This is a genomic window from Actinomycetes bacterium (assembly GCA_024222295.1).
Lineage (GTDB): Bacteria > Actinomycetota > Acidimicrobiia > Acidimicrobiales > Microtrichaceae > JAAEPF01.
The window spans coordinates 129,336-142,923 of record JAAEPF010000024.1; the positions used below are offsets into that span (position 1 = coordinate 129,336).

Below are 13,588 nucleotides of genomic sequence, written 5' to 3' on the forward strand. Positions count from 1 at the left end.
GGCATCCGCTGGGCCGCTGCGCGGTACACGGGCCACAATGGGTGCAACATCGGGGCACCAAGGGGAACAGATGACAGAGCCACTCGGCGGCGATCCCGGTCACCCGGTCATCGACGCCGACAACCACTACTACGAGGCCCTCGACGCCTTCACGCGCCATCTCGATCCGGCGTGGGGGCAGAGGTGCGTGCAGTGGTGCGACATCGACGGCCGCAAGTACCACGTGGTGGGTGGACGGGTCAGCCGCGCCGTCACCAACGCCACATTCGACCCGATCGCGAAGGCTGGTGCACTGCACGACTACTTCCGCGGCAACCCCGACGGCCGGGATCCGTTGTCGATGCTCTCCGAGCGCGAGTCGATCCGGCCCGAGTACCGCGACCGCGATGCACGCGTGGCGGTGCTCGACGAGCAGGGCCTGGAGTCCTGCTGGATGTTCCCCACACTGGGGATGATCTACGAGGAGCTGCTCGCGGACGACCCCGAGGCGACGTGTGTGACGTTTCGTGCGTTCAACCGCTGGCTCGCAGAGGACTGGGGTCTGTCGTACCGCGACCGGATCTTCTCCGGCCCGTACATCACGCTGGCCGATCCGGACTGGGCGGTCGAGGAACTGAACTGGGCAGTCGAGTCCGGGGCGCGGCTGGTGGTGATGCGCCCGGCCGCACCCAACACGATCACCGGCAAACGTTCCCCGTTCGATGAGTCCTATGACAGGTTCTGGTCGCTACTCGAGGAGTCCGGCGTGACCCTCGTGCTGCACGCCGGCGACGGGGGAGTGGGCTTCAACGGCTACGCGAAGGAAGGCTTCGCAGCGTCGTTCTCCGGGGCGTTCAAGCCATCGATCAAGTTCTTCGCGATCGAGCAGGCCATTCGCGACTGGTTGATCTCGATGATGTTCGAGAACCACCTGGTGAGGTACCCGGGGCTGCGCATCGCGTCGGTGGAGAACGGCGCCGAGTTCCTCGGCGACCTGTTCAGGAAGCTCGGCTCGACTGCCGCGAAGATGCCCGGTTACTACCCCGAGGATCCGGTGGAGATGTTCCGTCGTAACGTCTGGATCAACCCGTTCTGGGAAGACGACGTGAACACGGTCGTTGAGCTGATGGGCGCGCAGCGGGTGCTGTTCGGCAGCGACTGGCCACACATCGAGGGCATGCCCCAGCCGCTCGACTACCTGCCGGAGCTCAGCAAGCTCACGGACGACCAGCGGCGATCGGTGCTGTACGACAACGCGGCTGAACTGATCCGCCCGGCCGCGGCCCCCGGCAGCTGAAGGCGCCGGCGCGGTGGAGGTCGACACATCCATCTACAGCCTCGCAGGAGCGGGGGAGCGCGCCCGCGAACTCGAAGCGGTCGGCTTCGACGGCGTGTGCACGTTCGAGGGGCCACACGACGTGTTCGTGCCGCTCGCTCTCGCAGCGGCCGCAACCGAGATGCGCGTGTGGTCCAACGTGGCGATCGCCTTTCCGCGCAACCCGATTCACCTCGCCCACACCGCCCGTGACATCCAGGAACTGGCAGGGGGCCGCTTCGCGCTGGGCCTCGGCACACAGATACGAACCCACGTCGAGCGCCGTTTCGGAGCCGAGTTCGACCGGCCGGTCGAACGCATGGCCGACCTGGTGGGGGCGCTGCGTGCGATCTTCGCCGCGTTCGAGACGGGGGAGCCACTGGCCCACGAAGGGCCGTACTATTCGCACACGCTCATGTCGCCGATGTTCAATCCGGGGCCGAGCCAGTGGGGTGCGCCGCCGATCCATGTGGGCGCCCTCGGGCCACGGCTGACCGAGATGGTGGCTGCCGAGGCAGACGGGCTCCTGGTCATGCCGTTCACGTCCCGCCGGTTCTTCGAGGGCCACACCCTCGAGGCGGTCGCCCGCGGCACGGCTCGCCGTCGCCCGGGTCTCGCACCGCTCGAAGTCGTGCCCGAGCTGATCGTGTGCACCGGCCGCAACGAGGCGGAGCTGGCTACGGCCGATGCCGGCTGTCGCGCACTGCTCGGCTTCTACGGCTCGACCCCCGCCTACCGTCCGGTTCTCGACGCCGAGGACCGCGGGGGTCTCCAGCCCCGGCTGCGTGACATGTCACGCGAGGGGCGGTGGGACGAGATGTCGCAGCTGATAGACGACGAGCTCCTGCGCACGATCGCCGTGCGGGGCACCCCGGCCGAGGTCGCGCAGCAGGTGGCGGACCGCTATGGGGCCCATGCCACCCGCGTGGCGGTGTACATGCCCTATGACACGGCCGATGACCTCCTGGGTGAGCTGCTCGACGCGCTGCACTCCATCTGAGAGCGGCGCTCGCCTACGATTGTCGGCCATGACAGATCGCGGCCTCACCCATCTGGACCCACTCGGACGAGCCCGGATGGTGGACGTCACCCCCAAGGAGCAGACCCATCGCAGGGCCATTGCCCGTGGACGCGTCCACATGGGGACCGAGACCACCTCGCTGGTGGCCCGCGGGGCGATCAACAAGGGCGACGTACTGTCGGTTGCCCGCGTCGCCGGCATCCAAGCAGCCAAGCGCGCATCCGAGCTGATTCCGTTGTGCCACCCGGTCATGGTGGGCGCCGTACTGGTCAACTTCCGGATCGAGGACAACTTCATCGAGGTGGAGTCCCAGGTCGAAACCGTCGACCGCACCGGTGTCGAGATGGAGGCCCTCACTGCGGTGAGCGTGGCCTGCCTGACGATCTACGACATGTGCAAGTCGGTCGACCGGTCCATGGAGATCGGCGACGTGACCCTGTGGGAGAAGACCGGCGGCCGCTCCGGGGTGTACCGCAGGTCATCGGAGGATTCCCTCGACGCGCGCCTCGATGCCCTCGAAAAGGGCACATTCGGCGATGTGTGACCCTTCATTGTGACAAGGGTCCCAACCCGCCCCGATCTCGAGGTATCCGCTCTGTAGCAGGGCAAACGCCCGTCGGGTGACGGCGTATGGCAGAATCACAACAGTGTCATTCCGTCAACTACTTGTAACACTCGCCGCAACATTGTTAGCTTCTTCGGGACCGCCCGGACTGTTCTGCCGGGACCTGTTCGCAACATGAACCTCCACCGAGTCCCCCGATCCGTCTTCTCGGAGGCCAAGTGATACCAATTCTCGTAATTCTCGGGCTGGCAGTCGTCTGGGCAATAGTGCTCTTTCCCGACGTCTTCCGCTGGGTGTCCAACAACCGGCGCGGCGACACGATCCGCTCGTTCAACAACCAGCTCTCGTCCCTGCGCCACTCGAGCCCGGTGGGCCGAGGTGACAACGTGATCGACCTGCGCGACCGCATGGTCGCTACGGCCCGCCCCGCCGGTTCAGTGACCGGCTCTGCGGGCCGCGGCCCGGCGGGCGCAGACTCCCGGCCACGTCCGGCGTCGCCCGCCATGCGCAAGCGTCGCCAGGACGTACTGGTGGCCCTGGGCTCCGCGGCGCTGCTCACACTGCTGGCCACCCTCGCCTTCGGTTCGGCCTTCCTGTACCTGCACCTGCTCGTCGACGCACTCCTCGTCGGCTACCTGGTGCTGCTGCAGCGTGTCGTTGCCCTCGGCCAGCCGGTTCGTCGCCCGAGGGAGCGCACGAAGCCATCGGCGGGATCGATGGGTCAACTTGCGCCGCTCAGCGGGCCCATGGGGCGCACCCACACGGTCGAGCCGCGCCGCATCGCCAACTGAGCCGGCCAACGCCTTGAGACAAGAATCGAGGTCTCGGCTTGCCGCGCCCTCCCCACTTTTCCTACGATCCGTAGCGTAAAGAAGGGGGCGCCTGATGGGCACCGGTTCGAAGAGCAACACCACGACCACGCCGACACCCACCCACGGGGACCGCCTCGCTTCGGGGTCACACCACCGGGTGGTGATCATCGGCGCCGGATTCGCGGGACTGGGCATGGCCATCCAGTGCCAGCAGCAGGGAATCTCCGACTGGGTGCTACTCGAGAAGGCCGACGACGTCGGCGGCACATGGCGCGACAACCATTACCCCAACTGCCAGTGCGACGTGCCGTCCAACCTCTATTCCTTCTCGTTCGCGCTCAAGCCTGACTGGTCGCGTTCGTTCGGCTGGGCCGAGGAGATCCACCAGTACCTGCAGCAGTGCACGCAGGACTTCGGGCTGAACCCGGGAATCCGGTTCGACTCGGAGGTCACCGCAGCGCAGTGGGACGACGCCGGCTCGTGCTGGAGGATCACCACCGCAGATGGCTGGCACTGCACCGCAGATGTGATGGTGTCGGGCCATGGCCCGTTGTCGGCACCGGCGGTGCCCGACATCGCTGGTCTCGACGAGTTCTCAGGACCGGTGTTCCACTCCGCGCACTGGGACCACTCGGTCGATCTCGAGGGCAAGAAGGTTGCGGTCATCGGAACGGGTGCATCCTCGGTCCAGATCGTGCCCGGAATCCAGCCCGAGGTCGACGAGCTGCTCGTGTTCCAGCGAAGTGCCCCCTGGGTGGTGCCGCGGCCCGACCGTCCGGTGAGCGAGCGACGCAAGGCCATCTACAGGCGGTTCCCGGCCCTGCAGCGACTGGTTCGACAAGCCATCTACTGGAGCCGGGAACTGCTGGTGGTGCCGATGGCATACCGGCCGTCACTGCTGGGGGCGGGAGAGGCGCAGGCCAGGGCCCACCTCGCCCGCCAGGTTCGTGACCCGGAGCTGCGGGCGAAGCTCGAGCCCGATTACTCGATGGGCTGCAAGCGGGTCCTGTTGAGCAACGACTACTACCCGGCGCTGGCGGCCGACAACACCTCCCTGGTGGACGAACGGATCGACAAGGTCGGGACAGGGTCGATCCTCACTGCCGACGGGGTGGAGCACGAGGTCGACGTGATCGTGCTGGCCACCGGCTTCCACGTGACGGACCATCCGATGGCAGATCGCGTTCGTGGTCGCGACGGGCGGACGCTCAACGAGCACTGGTCCGAGTCACAGTCGGCCTACCTGGGCACTTCGGTGACGGGCTTTCCCAACATGTTCATGATCATCGGCCCCAACACCGGGCTCGGCCACACCTCCATGATCGTGATGATGGAAGCGCAGTTCGCCTACATCCTCGGGGCCTTCGACCACATGCGTCGAACCGGCACGGAGGTGATCGAGGTGCGCCCACAGGTGCAGCGCTCCTTCAACGAGGAACTCCAGCAGAAGCTCGACGGCACCGTGTGGGCATCGGGCTGCGCGTCCTGGTACCTCGACGACGACGGCCGCAACACCACGCTCTGGCCCGACTTCACGTTCAGGTTCCGCCGGCGCCTGGCCCGCTTCGATCCCGGCTCCTACACGCAGCGCTGAGCACCATCTGGCGCAGACGCGCCCGATGGCACTCACCAGCGGCCACACTTGTCGCAATGAACGAGGAGGTCGTGCTCGCCACGGCGGTGATCCTGGCGCTCGGCGTCGTGGCGCACTGGGTCGGTTGGCGCCTTCGCGTGCCGTCGATCGTGTTCCTGCTGGCCGCGGGCTTGTTGATCGGGCCTGTCACCGGCCTGCTGCAGCCCGACGACATCCTCGGCGACGCCCTGTTCCCGGTGGTGTCCATGGCGGTCGCCGTGATCCTCTTCGAAGGGGCGCTCGGCCTGGGCGTCAAGGGAATCCGCGAGGCCGGCACAACGGTCGTGATGCTCCTGACCCTGGGCGCCGGCATCACACTCGCCGCCACCGCAGTCACCGCACGGGTGGTCTTCGACGTGGACTGGTCACTCGCGTGGTTGCTGGCCTCGGTGCTGGTGGTCACAGGCCCAACGGTGGTCGGGCCGCTTGTTCGCGCCATCGGCCTGCACGGACGCGTCGCCTCGATCCTCGAGGCGGAAGGGACGCTCATCGACCCGATCGGCGCCATCCTCGCAGCGGTCCTGTTCGGCGTGTTCTTCGAGCCCGAGGCCGCAGGCGCGTGGCCCATGGAGATCTTCCTGACCCTGTTCGTGGGAGCGGTCGCGGGTGGGCTCGGGGCACTGCTGATCACCTTCACGTTCAGCCGCTATCTCGTGCCCGACCAACTCCACAACGTGATGACCCTGGCCGTGGTGCTGACGGTCTTCGCGATCGCCGACCATCTGCAGCCGGAAGCCGGGCTCGTCGCCGTGACATTGATGGGGGTGGGAGTAGCCACGCAGGAACGCGAGAGCGTGGAGGGAGTATTGGAGTTCAACGAGACGCTCCGCACGCTATTCATCGCCGGGTTGTTCATACTGCTGGGCGCCCGGATCGCCCCGGAGACGCTGTCCAACCTCGGCTGGAAGAACGTCCTGTTCCTCCTCGTCCTCATCGCCATCGTGCGGCCGCTGGCAGTGTTCGCCTCGACGATCCGCTCCGACCTCAACCTCGGTGAGCGAACCTTCATCGCGCTGACCGCACCCCGGGGCATCGTGGCCGCTGCCATCGCCTCGATCTTCTCGCTGCGGCTGGTGGAGGACGGCTTCGAGGGCGACCAGATCCTCGTGGCGGCAACATTCACCGTCATCGCGGGCACGGTCCTGTTCAGCGGCGCCGTGTCGCGCCCGCTCACCCGGCGCCTGGGCCTGGTCGACGACTCGAGCTTCCGCGCCGTGGTGCTCGGCTCCAACCGCATGGCACGCGAGCTTGCCCACGTGCTGGCACGAGAGGACATCGACGTCACCCTCGTGGGCATGGACCGACGAAACCTCACCAGCGCACGTATGGACGGCCTCACCACCCACTACGGCTCGGTGGTCGACGACGAAACCTGGGATGGAGTGGAGGTGGGCCAGTCGGATGTGTTCCTGGCCATGAGTTCCCAGGAGGAGATCAACGCCCTCGCCACACGCCGCGCCGCCCAGCTGATCGGTCGCCGCAACGTGTTCCAACTCGTGCCGCGCAGCCGGTCCCGCTCGGTTCCTGCCACCCGGGGCGTCTTCGGCCGGCCACTGTTCTCCAAGCGGGCGACCGTGGAGCTCCTCGAATCGCGCCTCGACGACGGCTGGATGGTGAGCGCCACGAAGCTGACCGATGAGTTCCGCGCCAAGGACTACTTCTCCGAGCATCCGGCGGCCCTGGTGTTGGGGGCGAAGCGGCGGGGAGCGCTGCTCATGCACGATGCCGGGCAGCGCATCGCACTGCGTCGTGGCGACACGGTGATCAGCCTCGTGCCGGCGCGGGACCGCGACGAACGAGAGGCGCGCCGTCAGCGAAGCCGCGAGAACCGTGGCGAGCGTGCCCCCGGCACCTACACGCAACGCCTCGCCCAGGCCCAGGAGTCACGGGACGCGTCCGAGCGGCCGGATGGGTAGGTCGACCGCATCGCCGCCGCGGCGATCAGGCGAGCAAGCGGAGCCGTTGCAGCTCGGGTGAGGCGTTGATCTCGGCGTCGCTGAATCGGAGGGGCCGTGGTTCGCGCGCCGAGTAGGCGAGCGTGCCGTCGACGTGGCGTGGCGAGTCCTCGTTGCTGCTCTGGCCGTAGGCCATGAGCCCGAGCGCTCGCGGACCGTTGGCCCTGAACTCGAGCGCCATCAGGAAGCTTGTGCCATAGGTGACCCGGTAGCCGCCTTCGACGAGCCCCGTGCGCTCGCGGCCGGGAACCTGCACCGGCGACGCCGGCATCGGGTCCAGTGACGACGGAGGCAGCGCACCCGAGGGCGCGAGCACGTTGAGCATTCCCTCTCCCTCACCACCCCCGTGCACGGGCACGCGGCGCTCGCCGCGGTCGGCCCACTGCACGTCGCCGAGCGGTGCGTCGAGGGCGATGCCTGCGGCGGCCAGCACTCGCATTGCGTGGCCCATCGAGCGCGTCACCGGATCCTCGCCGGACTCCGGTGGAGGTGCCAGGTCGCGGGGCGTGTTGAGTGGGTCCTCGGGGTCGAAGTCGGTCGCGAACAGAGGCCCTGCGCCCAGCCATGCCGACTCCGGGAATCCAGCCATGAACTCACGCCAGAGCACAGCCCCGCGGCTGTCGAGGTTGAAACGGCCGTCCCAGGCCTCGAGCACGTCGGCTGCCGCGGCCAGGTCTCCCTCGTGACCTTCCACCACGATGCGCCCCTTGCCGGCCTCGACCGCCCCGCGGCATCGCTGCACCACATCGGCGCACAGCATCTCGGCGCTCAGTGATTCGTTGTCGAACACCGCTTCGAGCAAGTCGTCGAGGGTGACGGCACCGCGTTCGGCCAGCGCCGCTGCGGCCTGCAGGTTCTTGCGTGTGCGCAGCGAGCGGGCGGTGCGCTCCAGCCCTCCGAGCACCGAGTGCCCTTCGAGGGGGTGGCCGGGTGAGTTGAGCCAATGCGAGTCGTTGGCATTGACGACGATGTCGCAGCCGCGCAGCTCGGGCAGTGCAGAGGGCGGCTCGATGCCGGGTGAGCGGGCCTCCGGGTGGTCCTGCCAGTCGTCGTCGGGGTCGGATCCATCCAGCAACGCGATGCGGTTCTCGAAGAGCAGCCCGGCGATCAGGTCGTCGCCGATCCGTGCCCGGAACCGCTCTGCGGCACCCGAAGTCAGCCTGGGTGTTGCGGAGCCGTCGGTGTACCAGGCGGCACCTCCGCTGTCGGCCGCCATCGTGTTGACCCATGGCATCCCACGGACCTCGTGGAACACCTTCCTCATCTCGTGGACATCGGATGCCATGCCCATCGCCAGGAACTGCTCGAGCACCCTGTGGTTGCCCTCGTTGGCGTCACGGAAGGTGAAGCCCGTGTCGTTGCCCCAGCCGATCAACGGCATGTTGAGCATCGGCCCGTGGTGGCTGCGCCACAGTGTGCGCTCCGCTTCGCCGGTGGAGCCGTCGTCCAGGCGCACATCGACCGAGTGGGTCGTGGGCTCCATGTCGAGCACCCGGTCGCCATGGCGGTAGCGGGTGGGGTCGGCCGGGTCGAGTTCCAGGCCGGCAACGGTGAACCGGTGGCCCCTCGAGAAGGTGTGTGCCCATCCGAGTGACGAGTTGAAGCCCATCTGGATGCCGGGCGTGCCCAGCAGTGAGACCCCGTAGACGTCGTATGTGCCGGGTATGCGCAGGTGGCACTCCCAGAACCGGGCCTCCCCGTACCAGGGGAAGTGGGGGTTCGCGAGCACCATCCCGCCGCCGCTCTCGCTCAGTGCACCCGACAGCGCCCAGCCGTTGCTGGCCGCGGGGGGTGGGCCGAGAGCGTCGGCAGGGGAGGGTGGTGCCGGCCCGTCGGGTCCGGGTGCCTCAGCCCTCCCGATCAGCTGCACCAGGTTGCGTCCGCTCGCCATGAGGGCGACATCGCCGATGTGCACCCACAGGTCGAGCTCATCGAGTGGGCGGACCCAGTCGGCTCCGCGTGCCCAGCGCGGCAGGTCCTCGGGGGTCATCTCCGCCAGCGCCCTGTTGTAGCCCGCCCGGTATCCGTCGACGAGGTTGCGGATCCAGTCGGGCTGGGCGTTGCGGAGTGCCTCTGCCCGGCCGACAAGGTCGAGCACCCGGTATCCGAAGTCGCCGGCTACGTGGTGGTCACCGCTGCCGCGGCCCCAGTACCTGGCGCGTTCTCCACGGGCCTTGGTGACCTGGTCCACGATCACTGCAGCGTTGTCGCGGGCGCACCCCCAGCCCTGCCCGAAGCCGAGCGATCCCCAGTCGGCGGCCGTCACGTGCACGACGCCGTGCTCGGTGATGACGATGTCCGCCTCGTGACGGGCGTCGCCGACCGCGTCCCTGCGATCAGTGCCAGCACCCTTGCCGTTGCCCATGGCGCCAGATCATGGCACGACAGCGCCGCTGCGCGGGTCGCAGCGGCTCAGGTCACGTCGGCTCAGGTCGCGGCGGTGACCGTGGCGCCCACCCCGCCACGGCGCGGGTCGGGTCCGACGCGGCCGTCGTCGGCGACCAGGTGCGCACCGCCGAAGTAGAGGTCGCGGCCCTGCCACACGTTGACAGGCCAGCGTGATGACAGCGCGTCGAGCACGCCACCGGACCACCCGGGTTCCACCTGCATGGTCGATCCGTCCCAGTGGATCCGCGGGGCCCTGACCGCCTCGTCGGCGGTGGCTCCCGCCGACAGTCGCTCGACCAGCTGGGTGATGGTGGAACGGATCCGCTCGGAGCCGCCGGAACCGAGTGCCACGTGGCCCTCGGGCAGCGTGAGTATCCCGGGCGCCATCATCGAGCCGATGCGCTGCCCCGGGGTCGCGGAGCCGAAGCCACCCGGGTGCAGGTCCGACTCGCCCATCATGTTGTTGAGCTGCACACCCAGGCCGGACGCGAACTCGCCCGAGCAGCTCCCGTTCGAAGTGGTGAGGGCGACGGTGTTGCCGTCGTGGTCGATCACACCCATGTGCGTCGTGCCCCGCGACGTTCCCTCGCCCAGCGTGCTGCGGTAGCCGTGAAGCGACTCCAACGCTCCTGCGAGGGCCAGGGCCGCGTCCGGTCCGTCCACACCTGTGAGTCGGGGGGCATCCGCCAGCTGTTCGAGCGCATGGGCGACGAGTCGGCCCCCGAAGCTGGGCGCTGGGTTGATGGCCAGCAGGCCGCCGCCGTGGGGTACCTGCAGGGGTTCGCGCCACTCGACGCTCCACGACTCGAGGTCGGCCCCGGTCACCTGACCACCCAGCTCACCGGCACGGAACCCGTGTCGCGCGCCGGCGCCGATGTCGTCGAGGAACTGGGCGAGCGCCGGGTTGACCATCCGGCTTCCGGCACCCAGCAGCGTGCCCGTGTCGTCGAAGAAGAGCTCCCTGCCCTCCGGGTTTCTCGCAAGGATCGGCTCGAGGAGCGTGAGTACGTGTGCCTGCCAGCGGTCGATCTCGACGCCACTGCGGGCCAGCCGGACTGCAGGTGCGACCACCCGCGCGAGTTCCATGCGGCCGTGGCGCTCATGCACTGCCAGGTAACCGGGGAGACAGCCCGGCACGGCCACTGAGGCCGCTCCGACGTGGAAGTCCTGCACAGCGCCGCCGAAGTGCACGGGCACAGCCACGAGTTCGTTCGGGTCATGGGCGCCCTCGGCGTCGATGCCGGGAACCGACACGAAGAAGTCGGCCACGAACTGTTCGCCGTCCGACTTCCGGGCGGTCATGAACCCGCCGCCGGCGAGCGATGTGAGCGCTGGTTCGGCGACACCCGCCGCCAGACCGCCGGCAACGGCGGCGTCGAAGGCGTTGCCACCCTCGCTGAGCACCTCGGTCGCCGCTGCCACCGTGGCCGCGCTGCCGCCCGCCACCACCGCGCCCGTCGATGAGTCCGTACCGGGTGTTGCCACGCCTAGAGCACCCAGGTGCCGTCGTCGTGGCGTCGCTTCCAGCCGGATGCTGCGAGCGTTCCGCCGTCGACGTGCACGGTCGTGCCGGTCACGAAGCCGCTCATGGGGGAGCACAGCCAGGCGATTGCACCGGCCACGTCCTCGGGTCGCCCTTGCTCCGGCCAGGGTGTCATGGCCCACTGCGATGCACCGGTCATGGCGCCCGCCGCATCGGCCAGCCCCTCGTCACCCGGTGTGGGGATCATGTCCGGAGCGACCGCATTGACGCGGATCCGTTTCGGAGCCAACTCGAGGGCCAGTGTGCGGGTCAGGTTCTCCACGCCGGCCTTCATGGCCGAGTAGATGCCGAATCCGGGTCCGGCGCGGTGCCCCTCCACCGAGGTCACGTTGACCAAGGACCCGCCGTTGTGCATGAGGGGAACGCACTTCACGGTCACGTCGGCCACCTGGGTGAAGTTCTCGGCGATGAGGGCGGCTCGGCCCTTCGGGCTCACATCGAGCACCGGGGCGAAGAACCCTCCACCTGCGTTGTTGACCACGATGTCGAGCCGACCCCAGTCATCGGCCAACCTGCCGACGAAGTCGCTCACCGCCGGCTCGTCACGCACGTCGAGGCAACCGGTTATCACCTCCGCGCCGGTCTCGCGCACCGACGCCGCCGACTCCTCCATCTCCGCCTCGAGCCGGTCACAGATGGCGACGTCGGCGCCGAGTGAGCCGAGTGCCTCAGCGGTGGCTCGCCCGATGCCGCGTGCGCCGCCGGTCACCAGCGCCCTCTTGCCGGTGAGGCGTATGTCGTCTGGGGTGATCACCGCGGCGAAGCTAGTGCGCGCTCAGCCCCAGCCCCCCAAAACGCCGAAATCGCCGACCATTGTCAACAGGACCGTGACAATGGTCGGCGATTTGGCTGGTCAGGAGACGACGACCGCCGTCACCATGCCGAACATGCCGTCTTCGCGCTCGGCGTGGTTGAGGATGTGGCAGTGCCAGACCCACACACCGGTGCGGGCGGTCTGGAACAGCACCGAATAGCGCTCGCCGGGCGCCACGTTGACCGTGTCGGCCCAGTAGGGCTGGTCGAGCTTGATGCCGTCCTTTGCGTACACCAGCTGCGGGAACTGGTGCAGGTGCATCGGATGAATCTGCAGGCCCTCGTTGTAGTAGTGGAAGGCCGACCAGTCGCCGACATTTAATTCGTAGCCCTGGGTTCCGGGGAAGCTCTTGCCATTGAGCGAGAGGCCGATCGTGCCCGCATCGTTGAGCACCATCACATCTTCCATGGCGAGCGTGAGGTCCGCCGGGATCTCGACACCACTCACGGTCTCGCCGCGGGGGAGCAGGTCATCTGTCTGCACCAGCAGCGCGCCCCACATGCCGTTGGGGATGGCAAGGTAGCCATGGGCGTGGGGGTGGTACATGCCGACTGCGGGTTCGATTGCGGTGAACTCGTAGTCGAACGTATCGCCCTGCATCGTGAGGTCCTGGGTGAGCGGAGCCACTCCGTCGAACTCGTTGTCCTTGCGGATGCCGTGCAGGTGGATGTCGGTGCCGAGCGGCAGGCGGTTGATCAGGCGGATGCGCACCTTGTCGCCCACGTTGACCCGGATGGTCGGGCCGGGCACCGTGCCATTGAAGGTCCAGGCTTCCACGACGTTGCCGGGCTCGGTCTCCCACTCGCCGATCTCCGCGACGAGGTCGAAGCGCTTGTAGCCATCGGGGTCGATCACCGGCTCCATCGGCTGTGCGCCGATGCCCTCGGTGTTGGCCTCGCCGCTGGTGAGCTGGTCGACGAAGGGCTGGAACGAGTCGAGCATGTCGGTGTCGAGCTGTGCGAAGTCGGGGTTGGCGCCGGCGTGCGGATCCTCGCCCGAGATCTCCGCACCCTCCTCGATCGTCATCGAGGTCTCCATGCCGGCCTCACGGTGCCCCGCTATGTCGCAGTAGACCTCGTAGGTACCGGTCTCGAGACCGCTCAGGCTCAGGACTTCGCTCTCGCCGCTGGCGAGGTCCGCGGTGCGTCCATCGCCCTCGATGACCAGGTTGTGGACCTGGGAGCCCTCATTGACCACGCCGAGCGACGCGCCTGGAGGAACCACGAGGTTGCCGTCGATGGCGAACTCGGACAGAACCACGGGCGCGGCATTGCCTGCAGTAGCGGTGTCACCCGAGGAGCCGTCGTCGTCGCCGGCGTTGGCCACAAGTCCGATTGCGAAGATGACCAGTGCCAATGCCACGCCCCCACCGATGATCGCCAGCAGCATGGCGTAGGGGTTGTGCGGCTTGGGAGGGGAGCCTTCGGCGGGCGCCTTCGCTGGGGGCTGGTCGGTCACGTCGTCACTCACCAATGTGCCTTTCGTCCTTAGTGGCATCGCCGGGTTCGGGGAGCCTCCGGGAGTCTGCCAGCCAAGCCGTTGCGTTGTCGACTATTGGCGAGA

10 protein-coding genes are annotated in these 13,588 nt (G+C 68.1%); 6 read left to right on the forward strand and 4 right to left on the reverse strand.

Going from position 1 to position 13,588, the window contains the following annotated elements; all coding sequences use genetic code 11:
• Nucleotides 1-70 precede the first annotated feature (70 nt).
• From GY812_08505 to GY812_08530, 6 genes are all read left to right on the forward strand, one after another.
• Nucleotides 71-1,276, forward strand: coding sequence for an amidohydrolase family protein (locus GY812_08505; protein MCP4435521.1), 1,206 nt, complete (start codon nucleotides 71-73; stop codon nucleotides 1,274-1,276).
• 13 nt (nucleotides 1,277-1,289) lie between these two features.
• Complete coding sequence (locus tag GY812_08510) at nucleotides 1,290-2,294, forward strand: TIGR03617 family F420-dependent LLM class oxidoreductase (protein ID MCP4435522.1); 1,005 nt, start codon at nucleotides 1,290-1,292, stop codon at nucleotides 2,292-2,294.
• A 28-nt stretch (nucleotides 2,295-2,322) separates the two neighbouring features.
• Entirely contained in the window at nucleotides 2,323-2,859 is a 537-nt protein-coding gene (gene moaC / locus GY812_08515; GenBank protein ID MCP4435523.1) for a cyclic pyranopterin monophosphate synthase MoaC, read from the forward strand.
• Nucleotides 2,860-3,098: 239 nt separating this feature from the next.
• The gene (locus GY812_08520; GenBank protein ID MCP4435524.1) at nucleotides 3,099-3,671 is read left to right on the forward strand and encodes a hypothetical protein; all 573 of its coding nucleotides are present in this window, start codon (nucleotides 3,099-3,101) and stop codon (nucleotides 3,669-3,671) included.
• 94 nt (nucleotides 3,672-3,765) lie between these two features.
• A complete protein-coding gene (locus GY812_08525; GenBank protein ID MCP4435525.1) occupies nucleotides 3,766-5,286 on the forward strand; it encodes an NAD(P)/FAD-dependent oxidoreductase in 1,521 nt (506 codons plus the stop codon).
• Nucleotides 5,287-5,342: 56 nt separating this feature from the next.
• Nucleotides 5,343-7,241, forward strand: coding sequence for a sodium:proton antiporter (locus GY812_08530; protein MCP4435526.1), 1,899 nt, complete (start codon nucleotides 5,343-5,345; stop codon nucleotides 7,239-7,241).
• A gap of 25 nt (nucleotides 7,242-7,266) precedes the next feature.
• Here GY812_08530 and GY812_08535 read toward each other — a convergent pair whose 3' ends face one another.
• The 4 genes from GY812_08535 to GY812_08550 form a co-directional block, all read right to left on the reverse strand.
• The gene (locus GY812_08535) at nucleotides 7,267-9,645 is read right to left on the reverse strand and encodes an acylase (protein MCP4435527.1); all 2,379 of its coding nucleotides are present in this window, start codon (nucleotides 9,643-9,645) and stop codon (nucleotides 7,267-7,269) included.
• Nucleotides 9,646-9,707: 62 nt separating this feature from the next.
• Nucleotides 9,708-11,153, reverse strand: coding sequence for a gamma-glutamyltransferase (locus tag GY812_08540; GenBank protein MCP4435528.1), 1,446 nt, complete (start codon nucleotides 11,151-11,153; stop codon nucleotides 9,708-9,710).
• A gap of 2 nt (nucleotides 11,154-11,155) precedes the next feature.
• Nucleotides 11,156-11,965 (reverse strand): SDR family oxidoreductase, encoded by an 810-nt coding sequence (locus tag GY812_08545; protein ID MCP4435529.1) that lies wholly within the window; start codon nucleotides 11,963-11,965, stop codon nucleotides 11,156-11,158.
• Between the two features lie 99 nt (nucleotides 11,966-12,064).
• Nucleotides 12,065-13,495: a multicopper oxidase domain-containing protein gene (locus GY812_08550; GenBank protein ID MCP4435530.1), complete on the reverse strand. Its 1,431-nt coding sequence runs from the start codon at nucleotides 13,493-13,495 to the stop codon at nucleotides 12,065-12,067.
• Nucleotides 13,496-13,588 lie beyond the last annotated feature (93 nt).

Excerpts from the sequence above, each read along its gene's own strand:
- GY812_08505 (MCP4435521.1), top strand. The coding sequence starts at position 71 with ATGACAGAGCCACTCGGCGGCGATCCCGGTCACCCGGTCATCGACGCC.
- moaC (MCP4435523.1), top strand. The coding sequence starts at position 2,323 with ATGACAGATCGCGGCCTCACCCATCTGGACCCACTCGGACGAGCCCGG.
- GY812_08530 (MCP4435526.1), top strand. The coding sequence starts at position 5,343 with ATGAACGAGGAGGTCGTGCTCGCCACGGCGGTGATCCTGGCGCTCGGC.
- GY812_08525 (MCP4435525.1), top strand. The coding sequence starts at position 3,766 with ATGGGCACCGGTTCGAAGAGCAACACCACGACCACGCCGACACCCACC.
- GY812_08535 (MCP4435527.1), bottom strand. The coding sequence starts at position 9,645 with ATGGGCAACGGCAAGGGTGCTGGCACTGATCGCAGGGACGCGGTCGGC.